Origin of the sequence: Winogradskyella aurantiaca, from assembly GCF_003362725.1 — a bacterium.
GTDB classification, from domain to species: Bacteria; Bacteroidota; Bacteroidia; order Flavobacteriales; family Flavobacteriaceae; genus Winogradskyella_A; species Winogradskyella_A aurantiaca.
Genome location: NZ_QKTV01000008.1, coordinates 160,641 through 184,706, shown reverse-complemented (window position 1 = coordinate 184,706; position 24,066 = coordinate 160,641). Strand labels below are relative to the sequence as shown.

The 24,066-nt window shown below is 36.7% G+C and carries 24 protein-coding genes and 1 tRNA gene; 5 read left to right on the top strand and 20 right to left on the bottom strand.

Going from position 1 to position 24,066, the window contains the following annotated elements:
• From DN064_RS13255 to DN064_RS13245, 3 genes are all read right to left on the bottom strand, one after another.
• Positions 1 to 996: HYR-like domain-containing protein (locus tag DN064_RS13255; protein ID WP_157962319.1), on the bottom strand; the 996-nt coding region annotated here is incomplete at its 3' end.
• Between the two features lie 362 nt (positions 997 to 1,358).
• Complete coding sequence (locus DN064_RS13250) at positions 1,359 to 6,500, bottom strand: LamG-like jellyroll fold domain-containing protein (protein WP_115463146.1); 5,142 nt, start codon at positions 6,498 to 6,500, stop codon at positions 1,359 to 1,361.
• Between the two features lie 384 nt (positions 6,501 to 6,884).
• Positions 6,885 to 6,958, bottom strand: a tRNA-Met gene (locus DN064_RS13245).
• A 127-nt stretch (positions 6,959 to 7,085) separates the two neighbouring features.
• Here DN064_RS13245 and DN064_RS13240 point away from each other — a divergent pair.
• Both DN064_RS13240 and DN064_RS13235 read left to right on the top strand, forming a co-directional pair.
• Positions 7,086 to 7,478 (top strand): START-like domain-containing protein, encoded by a 393-nt coding sequence (locus DN064_RS13240; protein WP_115463145.1) that lies wholly within the window; start codon positions 7,086 to 7,088, stop codon positions 7,476 to 7,478.
• A gap of 56 nt (positions 7,479 to 7,534) precedes the next feature.
• Positions 7,535 to 8,386, top strand: a complete 852-nt coding sequence (locus DN064_RS13235) for an aminotransferase class IV (RefSeq protein ID WP_115463144.1) — start codon at positions 7,535 to 7,537, stop codon at positions 8,384 to 8,386.
• A gap of 2 nt (positions 8,387 to 8,388) precedes the next feature.
• On the opposite strand, the gene DN064_RS13230 is transcribed toward DN064_RS13235, so the two are convergent.
• The 5 genes from DN064_RS13230 to DN064_RS13210 all read right to left on the bottom strand — a co-directional run bounded on the left by DN064_RS13230 (position 8,389) and on the right by DN064_RS13210 (position 12,906).
• A complete protein-coding gene (locus tag DN064_RS13230) occupies positions 8,389 to 8,946 on the bottom strand; it encodes a YqgE/AlgH family protein (protein WP_115463143.1) in 558 nt (185 codons plus the stop codon).
• Positions 8,947 to 9,058: 112 nt separating this feature from the next.
• Positions 9,059 to 9,331: an HU family DNA-binding protein gene (locus tag DN064_RS13225; RefSeq protein ID WP_115463142.1), complete on the bottom strand. Its 273-nt coding sequence runs from the start codon at positions 9,329 to 9,331 to the stop codon at positions 9,059 to 9,061.
• A 194-nt stretch (positions 9,332 to 9,525) separates the two neighbouring features.
• Entirely contained in the window at positions 9,526 to 10,488 is a 963-nt protein-coding gene (gene fmt / locus DN064_RS13220; RefSeq protein ID WP_115463141.1) for a methionyl-tRNA formyltransferase, read from the bottom strand.
• Positions 10,473 to 12,368, bottom strand: a complete 1,896-nt coding sequence (locus DN064_RS13215) for a RecQ family ATP-dependent DNA helicase (RefSeq protein WP_115463140.1) — start codon at positions 12,366 to 12,368, stop codon at positions 10,473 to 10,475. The genes fmt and DN064_RS13215 overlap by 16 nt, the downstream gene beginning before the upstream one ends.
• Position 12,369: 1 nt before the next feature.
• Positions 12,370 to 12,906, bottom strand: a complete 537-nt coding sequence (locus tag DN064_RS13210) for an AAA family ATPase (protein ID WP_115463139.1) — start codon at positions 12,904 to 12,906, stop codon at positions 12,370 to 12,372.
• 89 nt (positions 12,907 to 12,995) lie between these two features.
• On the opposite strand from DN064_RS13210, the gene DN064_RS13205 reads away from it, so the two are divergent.
• The 3 genes from DN064_RS13205 to murA all read left to right on the top strand — a co-directional run bounded on the left by DN064_RS13205 (position 12,996) and on the right by murA (position 15,343).
• On the top strand, positions 12,996 to 13,289 hold the full coding sequence (locus DN064_RS13205) for a DUF493 family protein (protein ID WP_115463138.1): 294 nt from the start codon (positions 12,996 to 12,998) through the stop codon (positions 13,287 to 13,289).
• A gap of 81 nt (positions 13,290 to 13,370) precedes the next feature.
• Positions 13,371 to 14,021, top strand: coding sequence for a DUF4290 domain-containing protein (locus tag DN064_RS13200; protein ID WP_115463137.1), 651 nt, complete (start codon positions 13,371 to 13,373; stop codon positions 14,019 to 14,021).
• 5 nt (positions 14,022 to 14,026) lie between these two features.
• A complete protein-coding gene (gene murA / locus DN064_RS13195; RefSeq protein WP_115463136.1) occupies positions 14,027 to 15,343 on the top strand; it encodes a UDP-N-acetylglucosamine 1-carboxyvinyltransferase in 1,317 nt (438 codons plus the stop codon).
• A 334-nt stretch (positions 15,344 to 15,677) separates the two neighbouring features.
• Here murA and DN064_RS13190 read toward each other — a convergent pair whose 3' ends face one another.
• The 12 genes from DN064_RS13190 to DN064_RS13135 all read right to left on the bottom strand — a co-directional run bounded on the left by DN064_RS13190 (position 15,678) and on the right by DN064_RS13135 (position 24,066).
• On the bottom strand, positions 15,678 to 16,979 hold the full coding sequence (locus DN064_RS13190; RefSeq protein ID WP_115463135.1) for a cryptochrome/photolyase family protein: 1,302 nt from the start codon (positions 16,977 to 16,979) through the stop codon (positions 15,678 to 15,680).
• Between the two features lie 9 nt (positions 16,980 to 16,988).
• Entirely contained in the window at positions 16,989 to 17,450 is a 462-nt protein-coding gene (locus tag DN064_RS13185; RefSeq protein WP_115463134.1) for an SRPBCC family protein, read from the bottom strand.
• A 1-nt stretch (position 17,451) separates the two neighbouring features.
• Positions 17,452 to 17,916 carry a TspO/MBR family protein gene (locus DN064_RS13180; protein ID WP_115463133.1) on the bottom strand — a complete coding sequence of 155 codons (465 nt, stop codon included), beginning with the start codon at positions 17,914 to 17,916 and terminating at the stop codon, positions 17,452 to 17,454.
• Positions 17,917 to 17,919: 3 nt separating this feature from the next.
• The gene (locus DN064_RS13175) at positions 17,920 to 18,087 is read right to left on the bottom strand and encodes a Lacal_2735 family protein (RefSeq protein ID WP_115463132.1); all 168 of its coding nucleotides are present in this window, start codon (positions 18,085 to 18,087) and stop codon (positions 17,920 to 17,922) included.
• A 4-nt stretch (positions 18,088 to 18,091) separates the two neighbouring features.
• Positions 18,092 to 18,631 carry a glutathione peroxidase gene (locus DN064_RS13170; protein WP_115463131.1) on the bottom strand — a complete coding sequence of 180 codons (540 nt, stop codon included), beginning with the start codon at positions 18,629 to 18,631 and terminating at the stop codon, positions 18,092 to 18,094.
• 3 nt (positions 18,632 to 18,634) lie between these two features.
• A complete protein-coding gene (locus DN064_RS13165; RefSeq protein WP_115463130.1) occupies positions 18,635 to 19,318 on the bottom strand; it encodes an SDR family NAD(P)-dependent oxidoreductase in 684 nt (227 codons plus the stop codon).
• A 3-nt stretch (positions 19,319 to 19,321) separates the two neighbouring features.
• The gene (locus DN064_RS13160) at positions 19,322 to 19,549 is read right to left on the bottom strand and encodes a hypothetical protein (protein ID WP_115463129.1); all 228 of its coding nucleotides are present in this window, start codon (positions 19,547 to 19,549) and stop codon (positions 19,322 to 19,324) included.
• A 3-nt stretch (positions 19,550 to 19,552) separates the two neighbouring features.
• On the bottom strand, positions 19,553 to 20,245 hold the full coding sequence (folE, locus tag DN064_RS13155) for a GTP cyclohydrolase I FolE (protein WP_115463128.1): 693 nt from the start codon (positions 20,243 to 20,245) through the stop codon (positions 19,553 to 19,555).
• A gap of 56 nt (positions 20,246 to 20,301) precedes the next feature.
• Complete coding sequence (locus DN064_RS13150; RefSeq protein WP_198659448.1) at positions 20,302 to 20,568, bottom strand: TIGR03643 family protein; 267 nt, start codon at positions 20,566 to 20,568, stop codon at positions 20,302 to 20,304.
• A 2-nt stretch (positions 20,569 to 20,570) separates the two neighbouring features.
• Positions 20,571 to 21,002 (bottom strand): hypothetical protein, encoded by a 432-nt coding sequence (locus DN064_RS13145; RefSeq protein WP_115463126.1) that lies wholly within the window; start codon positions 21,000 to 21,002, stop codon positions 20,571 to 20,573.
• A 101-nt stretch (positions 21,003 to 21,103) separates the two neighbouring features.
• A complete protein-coding gene (locus DN064_RS13140) occupies positions 21,104 to 22,594 on the bottom strand; it encodes a cryptochrome/deoxyribodipyrimidine photo-lyase family protein (RefSeq protein WP_115463125.1) in 1,491 nt (496 codons plus the stop codon).
• Positions 22,591 to 24,066 (bottom strand): cryptochrome/photolyase family protein, encoded by a 1,476-nt coding sequence (locus tag DN064_RS13135; protein WP_115463124.1) that lies wholly within the window; start codon positions 24,064 to 24,066, stop codon positions 22,591 to 22,593. Before DN064_RS13135 ends, DN064_RS13140 begins: the two co-directional genes overlap by 4 nt.

Here is a 24,066-nt window from a genome sequence, read left to right as displayed (position 1 = left end):
TGAAGGGTTGGTAGTATCATCAACAGTAATGGTTTGTGTAACATTAATGGAATTACCAGCCAGGTCAGTAACGCTATAAGTACGTGTAATGACTTCAGGGTTAGAGTTGCCATCCGATACATCGCTAACATGAGCAACGGTGATAGCACCAGAACAGTTATCAGCTTCATCAGAAACAACATCAGTATCTACAGCAGGGATATCCGAGGCACACTGAACATTAACAGCGGCAGGATTAGAGGCGGTAGGCAGGGTGTTGTCAACAACGGTAAAAGTAGCCGTAAAGTTATTGCCAAAGTTGCTTATAAATAAGTCAGGTGATATTGATCCAGATGAATTTTCATGTTCAGTTCTGGTGTAAACCTGTAATTCGTAAATTCCAGGACCGAGCCCATTTAAAATATTAATTCCAGCGCCTGAGGTTTGCCAGTTTTGATCAACACTTGTTCCATTACAATAATTAGAACTTGTTAAGTCAGTATTAAAAAAGATCTCTTCAAAAGAAAATGACGAATGGGATGTCCCTGTGGATTCAATGCTGTAGTTAAGTTCACTATATGAAATATTGTGATCACCACATTTATGTGTTTTCTGTTGAGCCCCGTTAAGTATGAAAGTATCGGTACATTCAAATGAACCAAAATTGAATCCATCAAAATTCGTATTTGCTGATCCCGAAAGATTAAAATATTGATTGCCACTACCAGAGTCGATAATGACATTACTTTCATCAACCGCAGACTCATTACCAGACAATAACTTAAAGTCAGGGGAATTATTTGAATTGTTTAAATGAAGTAGGGTTTCTTGTTTACTTTGGCTTTTTGCAAAAACAAAATTGGATTCCCTATTGGTTAATGATCCTGAAAGTTCACTGGAAATTGGATCTGGAATATAACTATCAGGGACAACGATAGCATTATTGGGGCTAGAGTATCCTAAACTTAGTGCCGCCACAGCATATATGGTAGCAACTATGTTGATTAACAGCTTCATAGTGTTAGTTCAGTTGTTGGTAAACTAAAATCTTTATATGGTTTTAAACCATATAAACAGCATATTATCAAAGGACTAACTAATTTATAGTAGTCCCCATGAACGTAGCAATTATATCGTTGAACGGTCAATTTTATCTGCAATTGACTTTGGCTATATTTTAAATTCTGATTCTCGTTGATTGTCAACGTTTTACAGGTATATGCTTCAACAAATAATTTCTACTTGTTTGTTCATCACGCTTTAATCTACATTATATCATGTAAGAAATAGACGAAATGCAAAAAACATCGTCAAACGTATAAAAAAAATCTACGAAAAGCAAAAATAATCGATAAAACGTAAAATAAGTGAAGGTGTCTCTATTTTCCGCTAAGGAATTTTAGACTTTCCTGTCCAGCTTCAGTTTTAATTATAGCAATGTAAGCCCCTGAACTAAGAGTTGGGGTGTCAAATTCATAATAATTCTGTTGCGGTACAATTTGGTTAATCTTTTGAATAAATTGTCCTGTAATTGCATATAACTGAATGTTTTCAATTAAAACGCCTTTTGAATTTAGAACAACCAGCTTGTTTCTTAAACGCGAATAATAGACTTGAAACTGCGACGATTTACCTAACTCATTTTCATTAATCGATAAGAGTTGATCATTGGCTTCAAAACATACATAGAACCTATCGGTGTAGCTACCAGGTTCTATTTGTAAACTGAAGACACCTTCGTTTAGATCCCAGTAATTATTGGTATCTTGATCATAGAAGTATAGATTAGGTCTGGTCTCGAAATTCTCAGAACTCATAAATTTAAACTGAATCGTACCAGATTCAGCAAGATCAATTATTAAAGGGTATTTTTTTGAGCTATCAAACACGCCAACACCTTGTATACAGTACGGTTTATCATTAATATTAAACCCTGCATCAGAATCAAAACCATCAATTATTTCAGAGTCAAACCCTTCATTAAAGTCGTCATTGGCTAAATCATTAGGAACAAACCCCAAGAGTAATTCCCTTTCAACTTGCAGGGGTGTAATGAATTGGAATTTTAATTTTTTTACCAGATCTATTGGCTCCTCTGCGGAATCTTGATTCTCGGATCTGATAAATATTGAATTATCAACGGTTTCTTTTGCATGAATTCGTTGACCATTATTAAATTCTATGGTACCACCTGTACTACTGCCTTTAACAAAAAATCCTTGTCCAACTGGGATATATGATCCTGGTGTTCCTGCTGATGAATACCCAGCCTGACTTAATCCGGGATGTGATATCGCTGCGGTTGCACCGATCATGTTTCTCGCTGCATAACCGCCTTCATACTGTTCAAGGATATGTGAGCTATTCGTTTCGAAATGCTCCCAGAAATATATGGTACCATTGATGCTACCCGTACTTCCGGAATACCCTTCAGTATTATCTACTAAGAATTGGTTTATATTTAAGGCTGAAGGATAAGGGTTACCAACTAATGTTTGATTATTTGGGCTTACGGTTGCTGTTACAACTCCATTATTCGGAACTCCCATAAAAACATAATTCTGATGACTTCCTGATGCCCCGCTTCCTTTCATGGTGTATCCTAATCCAGTAGCAATTGTACTAGATTCTCCCTTATAACTCCAAGACCAATAGTCATCCTGAGGACCATTATTAAAGGTGTATATCCATGATCTTGATAAGGTCAAAGGGTTTGGACTTCCATTGTAACCAGAGGTCCATAAAATAGTTGGATGTGTCAATAAAGAACTATTAGTGCCATCATACATAATCTCTTTAACACTGAAACCGCCATTAGTTCCCAAACTTTGGGAAGATACCGGAGAACCCCAGTAATTGTAATTATACTTATTACTCGTTCCTTGTTGATCAATTTCTAAAATTCCTGTACTTACAATGTCTACAGTACTTCCTTCTGATTGTATCAGCTGAGATTCACCAACAAGATCAATCGTACCATTAAGTAATAAATAGTTAGAAATGCTGAGACATTGTCCAGTGTTGTTTTCGTCGTTGTTCTCATCCTTATTAAGAATGGAAAATTTACCATTAGAATCAACAACCAAACCTGAGAGAAGAATGTCTTCATTATCTGATGAAATATTATGGCTGATTTTTACAATATTCCAGTTTACTTTGGTAGATCCATCGATACCTATACTATTAGGGGGTGACCATATATTCGAATCTTGTGACCAGGGGCCGGTTGAGGAGGTATCTGACCATAATCCATGGGTTTTTGTGGTGTAAGGAACTGGGGCGGTTTCATCTTGTGCTGAATTGCTATTAATTAAACGACCTTGAATAGTTCCTCCAGTAGGAATTAAATTTCCGTAACTAATATCCGTAGATTGGTTAAATTGATAATATCCTTTTAGATTGGACCAGTTAACGCTTTCAATTTGTTGTTTGGTAATAACGCCATAAACTTGTCCTGACGTTGATTCAATTTCCTGATTCATCATCAACTGAATCTCTTTCTGAGTTAGAGCTATGTCCCAAATAGCTAACTCATCAACGGCGCCAGAGAAGTAATGAAGTGGTTCATAAGGTGCTGCCGAGATTTGATCCATAGCACCAACTATAAAATCTGTTTTATTAGAGGGAGTAGCGGGTAAAGAGCCGTAAGCAGAGTTTACTTCAATTCCATCAATATAAAGTCTGTACATGGATCCATTAAATGTTACAGCCACATGTTTCCAAACATTTTGTTGGAGTGCATAAGGAGACACGATTTGATTGTTCTCATCCCAGTTAAAAGAAAGTATGTTATTTTCAATTCTTAAATCATATCCAGAGCTAAGATTATTGGCATCTCGTTTTGAAAGGACTGTTTGTGTGTCTGTTGATGTCTGCTCTGGTTTAATCCATAATTCAATTGTAAAAGGGCCCTCTACATCGAAGTTATCTGCAAATGAAATGTGATCATCAGTACCATCAAAATCTAAAGTATTACATTCTGTTACAAACGAAATTTGTACAACATCTTCATCGCAGTTAACAGACCATTTTAAAGTATAAGTCTCATTTTCCTGCCCATAGAATTCCGATTTTGGATTGGTTGGATCAGATAAGCTACCTCCAGTTCCACTTTCAATCGTCCATACACCTGGGCTATTAATAGGAATGGCTGCATCTAAAGTAGTGGATACAATACCACATGAAGTAATGGAAAAAATTTGATCAGGACCGGCATCCTTGGTATAACGGATGGCAGATTCCAGAAGGTAATTACCAAAAACCCTGCGATCACCAACATATTCTTCGGTACTTCCAGAATTACTGCTGTTAATGTGTGATGCGTGGTATAATACGGTTCCATATCTATTGTTTCCATAAGCTGGTCCGTAGGCCATAATGGCAGCTTCACCTGGAGACCTGTTGGTTTCTGACGGTAAATCATCATGGTTTGGGTCATAAGAAGCTCTAACAGTTGTAGAGCGCCATCCTCCAGGAAAGGGAACATAGATACGTTCGGAATTCCCATTTTGTGCATCTTGAATTTCTCCCAGGAATTGCATTAAGGGGTTACTGGCTGATGTTATGTCATATAAAACGTCATTACTGTTAAATGAGTTATCATGCTTATCAATATCATCATTAGTAGCATAAGCACTCAAATAAGGATAATTAGTACTGACATCTGTAATGTCTTTGTATGGAATAAGTCCATTTTCAGAGAGAAAGTTTAATTGGATACCCTCAGAAGTTGTAAGGAGTGATTCTGTGATACTTACATCGTGACATCCCATCCATACATTACCTCCGCCTGTAACGTAGTCGTATAAATCATCGATATCATCTTGGGTCCAATTTTCGTCAGGGTCTGTATGGTGTGATAATACGTATATTTCATCACATTGGTCCAGACTGGAGATATACCCCCGTCTATAGGAACTTTGGGGGACTGCAGCCGGAATAAAAAAGGCTTCCTCAATATCTGTTGTATCATTTAGATCGCCATCTTTTGGATAAATTACAACATTAGCCAGGGTTGTTATAATTCCGTTAACTGGTGCACTTGAAATGGCATTTAAATTCCAGTAAACAGTTAATCCTGGATAGTTACTTATCCAGGTTTCAATGACTGGATAGGCAGTACTTATATATTCCTGTGGAATAATAAAGGGCCCACCCAGTAAATTTGTTGTAATTGATGATCCTCCGGTTCTAGAAGTGGTACCTGTTACTGTAATATCTGATTGGTTGGTGATATTTTGAGCATTAACAAAGGACTTATTTGGGTCAATAATCCAATAAATGGGGACGTTGTAATTTTGAACAAGATCATAAACCAAGCCATACGGTATCAAGGCATTATTTACGGTCTGAGGACTTACGCCCATGTCTATTACGGCTGCACCTGCATTAAACCCAAGGTAATTAGTTATTCTTTCCTCCCCTATACATCCATTACTATCGCGGGCGTAAACCGTGAAGAAACTACCATAGAGATTTGAAAAGATATTGGAATTAGACCAGTTAATGCCGTCTACTGAATATTCGTAAGGGCTTACTCCACCTGAAGGTGTACCCAATGTGATACTAGCATCGGAGCAATCAACACAACTTGCGGCAGTCATACTAGAGCCACTTAAAGAAATAATAGGGCAAGATGTTTCTCCTTGCACCATAAATTGGAAGTTCCCCTCATTAGAATCGTTACTCGAAATGGTAACCATTGAAGATTGTAATCCACCTGAAGTGGCATTATAGGTGATTTCAAAACTATCCGTTGTACCCCCAGAAATTGTGTTTGAGGATAAGGACTGACTAATTGTAAAGTCTGAAGTATTTGAAAGTGTTATCGAGCTTATGATTAAATCTTCGCTTCCTTGATTTTGAATTTGGAAGGAGTTTTGAAGGGGTGTGCCCATTGTTGTTTCTCCAAAGTCTGTTAGATTGGTTTCAGAAGTTGAATTATCTCCATCCGTAATGGAATTGCTATTTCCTAAAATATTTATCTCTGGTGAAGGATCAGGACTTATCACGGTTATCGCATAATCTTCAACTTCTCCATCCATGCCATTTTCACAGGGGCTGGGGTCTTGGTTCCATTTAGCGGATACGCGCATTCGGGTGGTTCCCAGAGTTGCTGATACGGGAACAGTAAAGCTAACTCCCGAATTGTTTGTTTCACCGTCCGTTTCATTCGTTGCAGTACCTAAATCATACGGGCTTTCATCAAAAACACCATTTTGATCCCAGTCAATCCAGACCAAACAATGAATGGTGTAATTACCAGCCGTATTTAAACGTGTTTGAATGGAATAATTAGATCCCTGCATGAGCGATGTAGAAATTGATCCAGTATAGTCCGTATAGGCATTATCAGTATTAGTACTATTATTAATAGTATTTATGCCAACATGTGTTATGCCAGTAACATAGGTGTTATCACCAGAGGAACTACAGTATTGTGCTTGCGCACTATTGATTGAGAATAGTGTCCAAATAACAAAGTATAAAGTCGTTATATAAATATTGGTTTTTGATTCCATACCTAATAACGTTTAGGTTTTATTTGGGGTAAATTTCGACCAAAGTATTATTATACTCCTTTAAAAGCAAATATATTAGATAAAACGCATAAAAAAGTAGGAAATATATTATATAAACTGTTTTATTTGTATCAGAAAATCAGAGAGTTGATCGTTTTACCCAAGAAGTTCGTTTTGGAATCAGGTATAACATGGCCCTAAATTTTCATGTCAAACCTTTATGATTATAGCAAGAACGAGATTTATAGAATCCATTTGGGAGGCTATACAATAGTAAGGTCTTAACTGCTGGCGCAGGTGTTTCTTCTATTGCCTTCATTTATGAACAAGTTCAAATGCGGCACAAAAAAAGTCCAACACTTTCGTGTTAGACCTTTGCTGCTGTAGCGAGGACGAGATTTGAACTCGTGACCTCCGGGTTATGAATCCGACGCTCTAACCAACTGAGCTACCTCGCCGTTTGAAGGCTGCAAATATAAAAACAAAATGCACTCTAGGCAATAGAATATTTTAAAAATAATATTTTGAGTCATTGGTTTTATACTCCATTATAATTTCTATATATTGAGCGCACAATTGTTAGCTATGGATGATAAAATAAAGTTTGAATTAGAATTTCCTATACACGCATCACCGTCTTTATTGTTTAACTACCTTTCAACTCCTTCTGGATTATCGGAGTGGTATGCGGATAATGTTAATAGTCGTGGTGAAATTTTTACCTTTATATGGGATGGTGCTGAAGAGCAAGCCAAATTATTAGGTAAGAAAAGTGGGGAGCGCATCAAATTCAGATGGATGGTAGATGAGGATGAGGGTGAAAGCTACTATTTTGAACTTCGCATACAGGTTGACGAAATAACTAAAGATGTTTCTTTAATGGTTACAGATTTTGCTGACGAGGATGAAGTTGAAGAATCCAAAATGTTGTGGGATAATCAAATTTCAAGCTTGAAGCAAGTTTTAGGGTCCGTTTAAGAATTAAGCTTATTTCTTAACGTATTTTTGTCTCAATTTTTATTGAGACTTTTTTTATGGTCAATAGTAACGGACACTTATTAGCGCCGGAGCAAGCGCATGTTTCTATTTCAAACAGAGCCTATAATTATGGGGATGGTCTTTTTGAGACCATCAAGGCTGTCAATGGTAAATTGTTTTTTTGGGAGGATCATTATTTCAGACTTATGTCGTCCATGCGTATTATGCGTATGGAAATACCCATGGATTTTACCATGGAGTTCTTAGAAGCGGAAATTCTTAAAACCTTAGAAGCTAATAACTTAATTCAAAAGTCCGCCCGTGTGCGCGTTCAAATTGACAGGGGTGAAGGCGGTTTGTATTTGCCTCTGGAAAACACCGAAATTAGATTTCTTATTAAGGTAACTGAATTGGACTCTCCGTTCTATACCATTGATGATGCGCAAACAAATTTGGTAGATATATATAAAGATTTCTATGTAGCACCTGGTCTTTTGTCTGGTTTAAAGTCTAATAACAAAGCCCTTAATGTTATGGGTAGTATCTACGCGAAAGAGAACGGCTATAATAATTGCTTACTAGTAAATACCAATAAAAATGTCATTGAGGCGCTTAATGGAAACTTATTCCTGGTAAAAGGCGATAGAATAAAAACGCCTCCGTTAACTGATGGTTGTTTAAAGGGAGTTATGAGAAAGCAGATTCTTGAATTGTTACTTGAAGATTTAAACTACATCACAGAAGAGGAGTCCATATCTCCGTTTGAGTTGCAGAAGGCCGATGAACTTTTTATTACCAATGTTGTTCAAGGAATTGTCCCAATAACGCAGTATCGCAAAAAATCGTATCAAACAGACTTTTCCAAAGGCCTAATTAAAAAATTAAATGTAAAAATAAGATTGGCTTAATCTTAATTATAGCTTGGATTCTCAGGGGCGTTCGACCAGATACAATAGTCACCACCTAATTCAAGCATCTTATCACGCCAAAAGGTTTTTCCTAGTTTAGAGACAATGGCATTTTTGTAGGTGTTATTAGATACCAACCAGGCTTTAGACTCTAATTCTGAGTCTAGCTGATTTTCATCCCACCCTGAATATCCTAGAAAAAACTTGATGTTATCTCCCGAAATAGCTCCAGAATTTATAAGGTCTAAGACAATATTAAAGTCACCACCCCAGTATATACCGTTCGCTATTTCTATACTGTTAGGGATTAATTCTGGCGAGGTATGAATAAAATATAGGTTGTCTTGCTCAACAGGACCTCCATTAAATACTCGTATCGTGGACTCAGTTCCATCAATTAAATCCTTTAGATTATAATCCAATGGTTTATTAAGAATAAACCCAACAGAACCCAAAGAGTTATGGTCTGCCAAAAGAATCACAGCCCTATTAAAAGAGAGATCACCAATTATGGATGGTTCGGCAATTAAAAGCTGTCCTTTTTCTGGCTTAGAATTCATTGGAGTTAAATAGCTTAAATAAATCTAATACAATTTTGAATAATATGCAATACCTTAAAAATGGGGAAAAAAAAAGCCCGCCGAAGCGGACTTTATATTGTTGTTAATTAACTTAATTTACAGCATCGCTTAAATCAGAACCAGCCTTAAACTTTACTACGTTTTTAGCTTTGATCTTGATTGTAGCACCAGTTTGTGGGTTTCTTCCTTCTCTTGCAGATCTTCTAGATACTGACCACGATCCGAAACCAACTAAAGATACTCTGTTACCTTTTTGAAGAGCTCCTTCGATATCAATTAAAAGGCTATCTAATGCTTTTTTTGCAGCAGCTTTAGTGATTCCAGCATTTTCCGCCATACCATTGATTAAATCTGTTTTGTTCATAAATATTAAATTTAAATGATTAAAAATTAGGTTTTATTCAAGATTGAAATAATCTGTACACAAATTTATCAGTAAAATCAAGCTACGCAAGGAATAGCAAGGGAAATGCAGTTATTTGTTAATAACTTAAAACAAATGTTAATAAAGAACTGTATTTCATCGATGATTTTTCTAATGCTAGGAACTACAAGGGCTTAGGACAACTTGCTGTTCGGTTTAAACTGAAAACCATTCAAAAGGGATTTTACATCCATTTTACGTTTTCCTGGAAGCTGCATTTCATAGATATTTATGAAACCGTCATTTACTGAAACTTTTAAATAATCTTTCCCTGTTGTTATAGAACCTGGGCTTGATGAAACGGGGCCAAGGGTATACGAACATTTATAGATTTTAATCATTTCTTTCTTGCCATCCTGCTCCAAATGGCACCAGGCCGTTGGAAAAGGGTTGAGGCCTCTAATTTTATTATAGATAGTTAAAGCCCTTTGATTCCATTCAATTTTGCAGTTTTCTCTATTGAGTTTATATGCGGTCTTGTAATTTCTATCGTCTTGTTGCACTTGTGGTGTTAGCTTGCCTGCTGCTATACCTTCAACTGTCTCAATAATGAGTTCAGATCCTAAATGCATGAGCTTGTCGTGTAGCTCCCCTACAGTATCTGAATTTGATATAGTTGTTTTTTTATTGATAAGGATAGCACCCGTATCAATTTTCTCATCAATAAAGAAGGTGGTCACTCCTGTCTCGGTTTCTCCATTTATAATGGCCCAATGAATAGGTGCAGCTCCCCTATAATCTGGAAGTAAGGACGCATGTAGGTTAAAGGTACCGAATTTTGGTAAGGCCCATACGGTTTTTGGTAGCATCCTAAACGCAACGACTATTTGTAGTTCAGGATTTAAAGCGTTTAGTTCTTTTTGGAATTCTTCCGCCTTAAGATTAGTTGGTTGCAGAATGTTCAGGTTCTGAGATTCTGCATATTGCTTTACTGCCGATGATCGTATTTTTTGACCGCGACCAGAAGGTTTATCTGGGGCCGTTATCACTCCTACAATATTATAGCCCTGCTCAACCAGTGTTTTTAAACTGTCAACAGCAAAATCAGGGGTCCCCATAAATACAATTCTCAAGGATTTGGCTATCGGGTTTTGCATTTATATTTATTGGATTTTGTAATGGTTATTTTATCATCCTCAAGCAATTCTTGCAATGCTTTTAAAATGTCTTCTGTATTAAAATCAAGTGATGCGCTGAGTTCCCGCGAAGATAAACTTTTGAAACGTATGGTGTCTAATATCAACGCGTTTAAAGCAGTATTAGTTGCTAGTGGGGTTTCTTTTTTTTCACAGACAGAGCATATACCACAATTGGCATTTATTTCTTCTCCAAAATAAGTTAACACCTGGATTTGACGGCATTTTGATGTGTTTTCTACATATCGGATAACAGAAGCTACCTGATCCTTCTTAATCTGTGCTTGATTGTTTATAAAACTGGCAAACGGATTAATGGTGAGATCGTCTTCTCTAGGTTTTAAAAATGTTATTTCAGAATCGTTATTGGCAAGCTTAAGACTAATCACCTGGTCTTTTTCTAATTGTTTTAAGGTGGATATTAAGTGCTTTTCACTAATTCTTAGTTTTTTAATAATTAGATCTAGATTAACCTTGGTATCATAATCAAAAATACCCCCATAGGTTCGCAGTAATGTCTTAACAATTAAAGCCAGATCATTATGACGTTCCAAATAAGTGAAGAGGGAATGATTGTTAGTTATAAATTGAATTTGAGTATTAAAATTGAACTTTTGATCTAAGTCTATAATCCCATTCCTGTCAAGGATTTCAAGACAGTTGTACGTCAATTTGCCTCTCAATTTATAGGTAGCGCAGAAGGTTTTAAAATTAAATTGAAAAGCAGTCTCTACTCTTTCTCCATAGGCAATTTGGAAAAAATTACAGAGCTTTTTGTAAAGAAACTTAACATCTTCAATACTGGGTAGATTGCCAATAAACTGTTTATGTAGCAATTCTTTATCAATAGGCTTGTGTAGTAAAATGGCTCTGGCCGGTAACCCATTTCTACCAGCGCGACCAACTTCTTGATAATAACTTTCAAGGCTTTCTGGAAGGTTGTAATGTATGACAGTGTCTACATCTTGTTTGTTAATACCCATACCAAACGCCGTTGTCGCTACCATGGTGGCAGTTCTATTGGAAATCCAATCATTAAGCCTATTGGTTTTTTCCTCGTTGCTTAGTCCTCCATGAAAAAAAGAACTCAAATATCCAGCCTCGTTTAATTGTTTAGAAAGTTCTTTTGAAGCCTTGCGAGTTCTCACATATACGATGCTGGAGCCCAAACTCGCATCAAGAAATTGAGATAGATGGTACCACTTATCTTCTGTTTTTGTAACTAATAGAGCAATGTTATCTCTCTTGAAACTACCTTGAAATACCTTGGGTGATATAAAATCAAGCCTAGTCATTATATCAGTGATGATTTCAGATTTAGCTGTAGCTGTTAATGCAATACAAGTAGCTGTAGGGTGCCAGTTTCTGAGCTTGGCAATATTTAAATAGGCAGGTCTAAAATCGTAACCCCATTGTGAAATACAGTGAGCTTCATCAACCGCAATTAAACTTACCTTCATTTGCTGAATACGTTCTTTAACCAAATGTTGGTCCAGACGTTCAGGTGATAGGTATAAAAACTTGTATTTACCATAAATAGCATTGTCTAAAGCCATATCCAAGTCCTTAAAACTCATACCTGAAGTCAATGCGATGGCTTTAATCCCCTTGCGTTTGAGGTCATTAACTTGGTTTTGCATTAGGGCAATCAATGGGGACACCACAATACACAACCCATCAAAATGTAACGCTGGTATTTGATAGCATAAAGATTTACCTCCACCCGTTGGCAGAAGTGCAAAGGTGTCTTCTTTTTTTATAACCGCGTTGATTATATCTTCTTGAAATGGCTTAAAGGACGTGTAATTCCAATAACGCTCAAGAATCTCGATTGGATGCATGTTATAAATTTAAGGAATCTAGTAAGATTTGGATACGGTTGTTGACGCTATCTTCGGGTAGTTCAGTCAGCGCATAACCATAGTGTTTATACGTGTCAACGAGATGCCTATGAATTTGTAATGCTTGCTCAAAAGTCTCATAGCGCTCTCCGTCTCTAGAATAGATTCGTTTCCATGGATTAAGGATTATTACAGAATCATATCGATGGTTTTGACATTGGTCAATGAACTCTTGAGGATAGGTATCCCCAATATAATCCATATAGGCTAATACGTCGGGAATACCACGGTCATAGAAAACGACGGACTCATCAATGGAATAAGATCTTAGAAACTGTTCTGTACGGCCCTCAAGAAGCTTTTTACTGAATAACAAAGGGTCCTTTAGAAACAGTTGTTCAATGCCTTCTTGTCTCGCTTCAAGTGTGACTTGCCTGGATATCTCATCAAAGCATAAGAAACCTTTTTCCTTTAGACTGTTAATAAGAGTGGTTTTTCCGGTGCTTGGCCCTCCTGTAATTACAACACGCTTGGTCATGAATGATTTTAGTGATAGGGGTAAAAATCGTAATTAAATATCAAATAAAAAACCAATTAGAACTGTATCTTTGTTATACAAATTAAGTTATGGCAAGTCCCGATAAATCAGAAGCATTTTATAAAAAATTAAAGTCTCAACTACAGGATACAGCATTATGGCCTACTGAGTACCTATATAAATTTATTGTAACTACGGATGCTGAAAAGATTGCGAAAATTGAATCTCTTTTCAATAATATGGGGGCAGTAATCAATACCAACCCTTCAAAAAACAATAAGTACACCAGTGTATCCATTAACGTTAGAATGAAGAATCCGGATGCTGTTATCACGAAATACAAAGAAGTTGCTGAAAAAGTTAAAGATGTAATTGCACTCTAGTGTTTTGTGCTGACTTTTTTTCGTAATTTGCGACAAACTTAGTTTTACTACAAGTTGATCATTACCTAGATTTTTTCAATTTTGACAGACGAATTAGAATATAATACGGAACGTGAACATTTGATAATTCCTGAATATGGAAGACACGTTCAAAAAATGGTTAATTATGCTAAGGCTGAACCGTCGCGTGACGAGCGAAATCGTTTAGCAAAGGCCATTATTTCAGTTATGGGGAATCTTCAACCTCACTTAAGAGATGTGCCAGATTTTCAACATAAGTTATGGGATCAATTGTTTATTATGTCCAATTTTGAATTGGATGTGGATTCTCCCTTTGAAAAACCTGAACAAGACGTATTGAATTCCAGGCCAGAACCCTTAAAATATCCTCAGAATCATCCAAAATATCGTTTTTACGGAAATAATATTAAAATTATGATAGATGAGGCCATTAATTGGGAAGATGGTAAAATGAAAGAAGCTCTGGTTTACACCATTGCAAATCATATGAAAAAGTGTTTTTTAAATTGGAACAAGGATACGGTAGAAGACGATGTGATTTTTGAACACCTTTTCGAGCTTTCGGATGGGAAATTAAACCTAAAGGGTAGTACTGAAGATTTAAGTGACTCTAATAGTCTCATGCGTACCAAAAATAAGTACGGAAATAGTAACAAAAACAATAAAAAGAGCAACAAGAAAAAATACGGAGGCAATCGTAAGCGTTACTAGATTATATGGGTACATTTAAAATTGAAGGCGGGCATCAATTAAAGGGATCAATTACCCCGCAAGGCGCTAAGAACGAAGCACTACAAATCTTATGCGCTGTTCTTTTAACACCAGAGGTTGTAACAATTAAGAATATCCCGGATATCGTGGATGTGAATAAATTAATTGTATTGTTGTCGAACCTGGGAGTTAAAATTCGCAAAACCGAACCAAACGCATATCAGTTTCAAGCAGATGATATTAACCTTGAGTATTTAGAATCTGAACGTTTTAAAATTGAAGGTGGTGGATTGCGTGGTTCTATTATGATCGTCGGACCTTTACTTGCTAGATTTGGCAGAGGATACATCCCAAAACCGGGTGGTGATAAAATTGGAAGAAGACGTTTAGACACCCATTTCGAAGGGTTTATTAGGCTCGGCGCCAAATTCAGATACAACAGAGAAGATCATTTCTATGGTGTTGAAGCAAAGGGGCTTAAAGGTTGCTACATGCTTCTAGATGAGGCGTCAGTTACTGGAACAGCAAACATTGTCATGGCAGCCGTTTTAGCTAAAGGGCAAACAACTATTTATAATGCTGCCTGTGAACCTTATCTACAGCAACTATGTAAAATGCTTAACCGAATGGGGGCTAAGATATCGGGTGTTGGTTCTAATATGCTAGTCATTGATGGTGTTGATGAACTTGGAGGAACTGAACATACCATGTTGCCAGATATGATTGAAATTGGTAGCTGGATTGGATTAGCGGCCATGACTAAAAGTGAGTTAACAATTAATAACGTTAGCTGGGATAACTTAGGCCAGATTCCATCGATCTTTAGAAAATTAGGTATTACCGTTGAGCAAAGAGGGGATAATATTTTTATACCAAAGCACGAAGACGGGTACCAAATACAGAAGTATATTGATGGTTCTATACTTACCGTGGCAGACGCGCCATGGCCTGGATTTACTCCTGATTTGTTGAGTATTGTGCTGGTTATTGCTACCCAAGCCAGAGGAGAAGTGTTAATCCATCAAAAGATGTTTGAAAGTCGTTTGTTCTTCGTAGATAAGCTCATTGACATGGGAGCAAAGATTATTTTGTGCGATCCTCATAGAGCAATTGTTATTGGACACGATTTCAAGTCCATTCTTAAGGCTACAACCATGACTTCACCGGATATACGAGCAGGTATTTCCTTGTTAATTGCGGCTCTTTCAGCTAAAGGCACATCAACGATTCATAATATTGAACAGATTGATCGGGGTTATGAAAATATCGATGAACGCTTAAGAGCTATTGGGGCAAGAATAACAAGACTGGAAGGAAACTAGTCTAACCAATCAGCTTTGCTTCATAATAAACCAAACTTCCTATCTAAATAAATTAAATCAACGGGTACAAGCCCGTTGACATAGCACTTGCTCCAAAAATTATCTCCTACACGCTTGGTCATATCTATTCTAATTGCTGTAACTAAATGCAAAAAAAAGTCCTGCACTAAAAGGCAGGACTCAAAATTAAATTGTTAACGAAATAGTTACGTAGAAAATAGAAAAATCTTAGACTAATAGAACATCTATTTATTCCCATAACGTTAAATATACTAACTTATTGTATTATTAGTAAAAAAAATTATAAAAATATAAATATAACTTAGTTAAAATGTTAATTAAGTGCGTTTTTATAAGTGTTTAAGCATCTTTCTCTGGCAAATTTGTGATCCACTATTGGTTCTGGATAAGTTAATTCCTGAAAATCTGGAACCCACTTATTGATATAGTTGAGTTGTTTGTCGAATTTTTGAATCTGAGAAGTGGGATTAAAAATTCTAAAATATGGAGCGGCATCAACACCAGATCCGGCAACCCATTGCCAATTGCCAACATTACTGGCCATTTCATAATCATGAAGTTTTTCTGCAAAATATGCTTCGCCCCAACGCCAATCAATGAGTAAATGTTTGCATAGAAAACTACCAACTAGCATGCGGATTCTATTATGCATAAATCCAGTTTCATTAAGTTGACGCATACCAGCATCAACCAGAGGATAACCGGTTTCTCCTGCGCACCAACGTTTGAACTCATCTTCATTATTGCGCCAATTTATCCGATCGTATTTAGGTTTGAAGGCCTGGTCTTTAGTATGTGGAAAATGCCATAGAATTTGTTGGAAAAATTCACGCCATATGAGTTCTTGCCAGAATACCTCATTGTCTTCCGCAATAGCTCTACGCATCATTTCGCGTGTACTCACAGTTCCAAACCTTAAATGTGGCCCTAATTTGGAGGTAGCATCCTGTGCTGGAAAATTCCTAGTAGCCTCATATTCCTGGATAAGTTTTGGTGTAACCTTGTAAGACGCTATATGCTGTGAAGAAAGCGTAAACCCAACATCTTCAATTGAAAGCGATGGAACATCCAGAATTGTAATTTTATGCAGATAGTTCTCTGATGGGTTGGGATCAATGCATTGTTGTGTAAACTTGGACTTCCATTTCTTCATGTAGGGTGTGTAGACAACGTATGGCTTGCCGTCATCCTTAACCACTTCTGATTCCTCGAAAATTACATGATCTTTGACCAGTTTAAATTCAATATCTCGAGAGGTTAGAAATTGTTCAATGCATGTATCTCGTTCTCTGGCATATGGTTCATAGTCCTTATTGGTGTAAACCGAAGAGACAGAATAGTTTTCTATAAGCGATCTAAATACGTCTAACGGCTTACCCTGATAGAGTCCTATTCGACCAAAGCCTTTATTTGAGAGGTGGGTATTTAATCTGGTTAATTCCTGATGTATAAAATTTACTCTGGCGTCATCCTTAGGAAGTTTATCCAGTATGTGATTATCAAAAATAAAAATGGGCAGAACACTTTTTGAATTCGTAAGGGCATGATAAAGCCCAGCATTATCGGTTAGTCTTAAATCGCGTCTAAACCAAAAGATGGAAAGTTCTTTTTTCATTCCTATATTTTAAAGGATGCAAAAATGTTGTTCTAATTGCTGCCTTCGGTAATCGAAAATAGCCTCTAGTTTTGGTCCTACCAGGATTGGATGTGCTAGTTGGCCTAACCAGCCAAGTGGGACCTTATAGTGTATTAAGTCTTCTAGTTCTACACCATTCTTAATTTCGTTTATAAAATGTTTATGGTGCCAGAGTGCATAGGGACCGTATAGTTGAATATCAACAAAATAATCACCTTCAACGTACTGTGTAATTTCGCTTACCCATTTGGTTTTAAAACCGGGTAGGGGAGATATACTGTATTCCAATAATTGACCAGCGTACATGGGTCTTTCAGCGCCAGATACAATAGTCATTTTCATTTCTGGTGGTGTAATGACCGAGAGATTTTTAGGGTTACTCAAGAAATCCCAAGCCTCCTGTTTTGAAATTGGAAGTTGTTGCTTTTTATGTAAGGTGTAAATTTTCATTTTAGTTATAAATTACCACATAGGCATTTAATGAGGTTGCAATGCATAGCCAAATCATGTAGGGTAGAAGTAAGGTTCTATAGATCTTTATTGGTTTGAATGTAAAAGCAAAAAAGAATGTAAAGATGATTATTGTTAGAATATTAATTACAATAAGTCCAATGCTTGTCCAATGTTGATTAAAAAAGAACCAGTTCCAGCTTACATTTAATAGTACTTGAAAGGTATATAATAAAACCATTCCCGTTGATACCTTCAATGAAAACAAGGTTGTTAGATACCACGAGAAGCAAATCATAATTAATGTCCAGGCAGCACCAAATACCCAACCAGGTGGTGTCCATGGGGCCTGTTGTAGGTTATTATACCAATCTGATGTTGGGCCACCATCCATTAACCAACTGCCTAGTGCTAATCCACCAAAGTTGATGACTAAAAACAGTATGAGGAGGTATGCTTTTTTCAAGAATTAGTTTTGAATTGCTTCAATGCGTTCGAGTACCTTTTGGGCTTCGGCATATTTTTTATCACTCTCTGCTCTATTAGTAGTTGAGAGTTTGTGCCAGTCCGCCATTAGTTTCTCGTATTGCTTTTGAAGCTTTTCAAGTTCCGAAGTCTTTTTAAATAATCCAAACATGACTTTAATTGAAATAAGAAGTAATTCTAGAATTCATGGGTTTTGTAATGGAATAGAAGTAATCAAGAAACTCACCATTTTCATCCACTAGGTATTTTTGAAAATTCCATTTAACTGAGGAATCTTTCTTGCCATTGAGCGCTTTTTTGGTCAACCAGGCATAAAGTGGGTGTTGATGAGGTCCTTTGACATCGAGTTTTTCTGTAATTAAAAAATCAACACCATAGTTAACTTGACAAAATTCTTGGATTTCATCAGAAGTCCCTGGCTCTTGTTTACCAAATTGATTACAAGGAACTCCTACTAAAACTACCTCACCCTCATATTTCTCATGTAATGCCTGAAGTTCTCTGTATTGTGGTGTAAATCCGCATTTAGAAGCAACATTGACAAATAATATCTTTTTGTCTTTAAATTTATTTAAATCAATAGGCTTGTTTTGAAGACTGTTGATTTGAATGTCATACAATGATTCAGGAGCATTTTGAATCACATCTGTATCCGAAGTACCAAGTGTACCAAAAAATGTTTTAAGGGGGTTCATGAGTTATATTTTAAAACTGACTATACCGCAATCCATTTCAAATACCTGTCCAGATAGTGCCAAAGACTTGTCTGAAATTAGATATGAAGCCAGGTCTGCAACTTCTTGTGGGGCTAAATATTTTTTTAAAGGGTGCCGTTCCTTCATGTTCTCGATCATACGATCGTTTCTCAATAACTTTGATGCTAAATCTGTATCTGTTACTGTGGGTGCAATAGCATTGACGCGTATACTTGGAGCAAGCTCAGCTCCGAGAGATTTGGTCAGCCCTTCAACACCTGCTTTGGCGGCCGCAACACTTGCATGAAATGGCATTCCAAGTTTTACAGCAACGGTACTAAACAGAATAATTGACGGGTTTTCACCGGACTTAAGAATTGGCAAGTACTTTTGTACTGCTTTCACAGCTCCAATAACATTTATTTCAAAGTCCGATCTAAAATCTTCCAACTTTAATCTATTGATGGGTTTAAGATTAATACTACCCGGACAATAGATCAGCCCATCAGCGCTTGCAATTTCAGGTAAGTCATCATTAATAACATCACAACTAATGTGCTGTAAATTCTCGTGGGAGTATTCAGGGACGGTTCTGCTAATATTAATTACATTATGAGATGGTAGCAAGGTCTTAGCAATGGCCTTACCAATACCTTTGCTACCCCCAATCAAGATTAAGGTTCTCATTATTTAAGCAGCAGTTAACGGTCTACCTTTAAGACGCTTTTCAATTTTTTGTTTGATGACCGTCAAACGTTTCATCAAATCCATTATGCTAGCATCTTTGGTCGTTTTATAAATCTCGTTGAGACTTAAGATAAGGTCTTTAACCTCTCTTGAAGCCATAATTCTATCACTGGTTGTTTTAAATGTATGTTTTCTGTTTTCAAATTCCAGTGCGCGTTCCATTAAATCCATAGCTTAGTTATTTATATAGTTCAACAGTTCATTTATTTTTTGTGGTGTATTGAAGGCTCCACCGTAATAGGTGGTAACTGTAGCGGAGGTATCATCTTTTACCCCTCTTGAGGAAACACATAAATGCTTGGCATCGATAATCACCGCAATATCTTCAGTTCCTAAAACCTCCTTGAGCTCATTTGCTATTTGATTCGTAAGGCGTTCTTGTACCTGAGGTCGTTTGGCATAATATTGTACTATTCTATTCAGCTTCGATAATCCAATCACCTTACCTGATGAAATATAGGCGACATGGGCTTTTCCCATAATAGGAACGAAATGATGTTCACAATTGCTGTAAAACGTTATGTCTTTTTCAACCAGCATTTGGTTGTACTGATATTTGTTATCGAATAGGGCTACTTTAGGTTTGTTTTTTGGGTCCAAACCTGAAAAGATTTCCTCGATATACATTTTTGCCACTCGATCTGGGGTTCCCTTTAAGGAATCATCGTTTAAATCGAGACCCAACACATCCATGATTTCGGAAAAAAGAATAGATATCCGTTCTTTCTTTTCTGCATCAGACATGTCAAATGCATTGGCTTTCATTGGGGTATCCAATCCAGTGAAGAGATGGTCATCACCAATGTCCTCTATACTTAAGCCGTTAAGGTAATGGCCATTTTTTTTTGTTAAAGTTTCTGTCTTCATAAAATCTTTTTAACGTGCTGTCTTTAGGTTCTCTAAGTCTAAATCAAAGCACAGGTTTATCGTTTTGAAATAGAGTTATTTGAAATTGTCCGCTGGCGTGAACATTTGAACCTGCCAGCTTCAAAGTTTCTTTTTTTACTGTGTTTCGTTGATCTGCCTTGTACTCGAGCTCTCCATAGCTTAAAACTTTTTGGTTTAAGCTCCCTTCTCATTAGGGTAATAACATCCTGCTCTTTTAGATTAAACTGATATAAAATAGCGTCAAACGGAGTGCGATCTTCCCAAGCCATTTCTATGACGCGATCGATTTCTTTTTGTTGCATAATCATACAGTTTGAGGCATACCAAAATCCATATCATACTTCACTTTCTCATCTAGTAGTTTATCGAAGAACTTTTTATTCTCCTTAAACGTTTTGTTATTTCTAAAATGTATGTATTTGCCCTGAGCATGAATACTAGATCCATTTACCTTATAAATAACCAATTGGTAATATGGGATTATCCAAGTAAAGTTTTTAAGACCCTTATTAATCATAATCAAGATTCCTTTTGGTCGTAATTCAATATTTGCATAATTCAAATCAGAAACTATGTTCATTAATGACGTAAGGTTAGGACTAACTTCATCTACAATCATTCTTTTAGACCCAATACCATTCATTCGTAATCGCTGCATAAAAGAGAAAGGCGCTCCCACCAAATCTTCAATTATTTGCTTGTGATCTTTGTTGTAATGTGTCGTGTTTAATACCATATCCTTATCAAATATAAAGAATGTTTAACTTATTTAGGATATGGTTAAACAAAAATTAACAGATAATTATGGATTCACTGAATTGGCCCGATTAAAGGGCATTAGTCACTGCTTAACATACGATTGCGATCCCTTATAGTATGTCGGTTAAGGATGCGTTTACTTTCATTAAGAACCTCTGGATCTCTTTTCATGTTCCAAAGAATATCGCTAGCGCGTTTTCTATTTTCCTTAATATCTACAATAGGGAATGGGTAATCTTTTCCAAGTTTAAAATTAAAAAGCTGTTGTTCAAGTTCTGTCAGGAGGTATGGTTCATGTACAAATGCTGTTGGTAATTCAGCAAGCTCTGGAACCCACTTCCTAATAAAGGTGGCATCTGCGTCGTGTTTTAAACCGTTAACAGTGGGATTGTAAATTCTTAGATTATTAATCCCGGTTTCACCAGCCTGCATTTGCAATTGTGGAAAATGGATACCTGGTTCAAAATCTAAAAACTGTCGCGATAAATGAGCACTAGCATTCTGCCAGGGCTGCCATAGTAGGTGGGTGAAAAAGGATACCAACATAGCACGCATTCTAAAATTCACATAACCTGTTTCAATAAGACAACGCATACTAGCATCTACTAGAGGGAAGCCGGTTTGGCCTTCTTCCCATGCTTTTTGATATTCCAGAGATATTTTTTTCTTAAGTTTATGATAACCCTTGTTAACGCTGGCCTCCTCCATAGTGTGTTCCATCTCAAATTTTTGAATGAAATGTGCCTGCCACCGCAGTCTTGATATAAAGGCACCAAGGTGTTTCTTTTCATTGCTTTGCTCTTTTAATTCCTGAGCTTTTTGGAATACTTGACGGATAGATACGTTTCCCCAAGCAATGTAAGGCGATAAGCGACTGCAACTTGTTCTAGAATCTTCGGGTTTTGAAATGTCAAACATGTAGCTCTTATGCCTTGATTCGAAAAAACTCCGAGCATATTTCCAGGCATAGGTAGTGCCACCGTGTTGAAAACGTTTATCGATTTTAGTACTTAAGTCCATTGGGCTTAACAGTTCATAAATTTGTTGGATTTGCATATTTGATACAAACTGTTCTGCTTTTGGTTTGAATTCAAATTGCGATTGAGACATGTAGTCTTCCCAGTTTTCAAACCAATTGTCTCTATTAACTAATCCTCTTTCTACACCGTTATTTTTGCTCTCAATCCATTGAATAAAGTTATTCCGGCAATAGCGCTTAAATTCCTTGTCTCTATTATAAGTTACCAACAAGCCAGTCTCTACATGCGAATAGACTTTTTCAACTTTAAAAATTGACTGAATTTGATTAAAGGCACTGGATAAGTCAGACACCACTGATAGAACTTGCGTATTGTAAGGTTTCAGGCGTGCGTTTAAATCACTTAGGGATTGCTTGATAAAATTAAAATGACGCTCACTGTAGTGGGTGTCATTGAGTAACAAGTTTTCAAAAACATACAAGAGTAAAACACGCTGCCCTGATTTTAAGGCTCTATAAATGGACTCGTTATCATCCAGTCGTAGATCGCGCTTTAACCAAACTACTGCTATCGATTCTTTTGAATTCATTGGTCCAATTCATTTAAAAACAACTGTGCGTTGGACAGATGCCTTTCCTTTGTTTCTGGATTCATTTTGTCAAAGGTTCTAATCAGCATACCTAAGCGTGGATTACTGAGGAAGAAATCTCGATGTTTGTCCATAAATGCCCAGAATAGTCCGTCCCAAGTGGCTTGCCAATCTCCTTTACCATAATTGCTCATTTTCATAATGTAGTTACTTGAGCTTATATAAGGTTTGGTAGACATTAATCCACCATCTGCATACAAGCTCATGCCATATACATTGGGAACCATTACCCAATCGTAGGCATCTATAAATAACTCCATGAACCATTGATAAACAGCGTTAGGATCAAATTCACATAATACCATGAAATTTCCCAAGATCATTAAACGCTCGATATGATGGGCATATCCGGTTTTTAGAATTTTCTTAATGCAATCATCAATTGGAGCTATACCTGTGGTGCCATTATAGAATGAGGTGGGTATTTTTCTTGTAAACCCCCAGAAGTTTTTGGTGCGTTCTTCGGTTCCCTTGACTTCATAAACTCCTCTTATAAACTCGCGCCATCCTAGAATTTGTCTCACAAACCCTTCTGTGGAATTGATTGGGATGTTATTTGATCTGGCGTACCTAATGGCTTTATCGATCACTTGTCCGGGTAGTAACAATCCAACATTGATAAGTGGTGATAAGAGGCTGTGGTTTAACAGGTGTTCTTCTTTGACGATTGCATCTTCATATGTACCGAATTCGTGAAAACGTTGCTCTAGAAATTGATCTAGCCAATCATTGGCTTCAGCAAAATCAACCGGATAGGCAAGAAAATCATTAAAGTCCCCATAATTCTCTTTAAAATAGGTTTCGACATAAGTTTTAGCCTCCTTGTGGTACTTACTTTGGACTGGGAAACTAACCACAGGTGGAATTTTGTTCTTTGGGTACTTTTTGCGATTATCCGTATCATAGGTCCATCGCCCACCTTCAGGTTCTGAGTTATTCATTAAAATCTGTCTCGATTTTCTCTGTTCCTTGTAGAAAGCTGTCTGAAAGAATTTTTTCTTTTGAGGTTTAAAGAAACCACTTAATTCTTCCTTTGTGTTTAGAAATAAGGGGTTATCGTACCAAACAATGTCAAGTCCTTCAGAACTTCGATAGATGCGTCTTTCTAACCAATAGTCTGTAGGATCAATAAAGTGAAGTTGGTCTAACCCATTTGATTTTAATTGCTGAATTAAAAGTCGTATGTCTGAGGTTCTATCATTAGAATTGATATAGTGTACTTGAAATCCAGACACAATTAAGTGCGCCTCATAGGCTTTCATAGTCGCCCTGTGGAATTGAAGTTTTTGTTTATGGAATGGAAACTGCTTAAAAAATAAAAATTCTTCTACTAGATAGATACTTGTCTTGGTATCTTCAATAGGCAGGTTCTTAAATAATTGGTGCGGAAATAGAATAAGGGCTTGGGACAT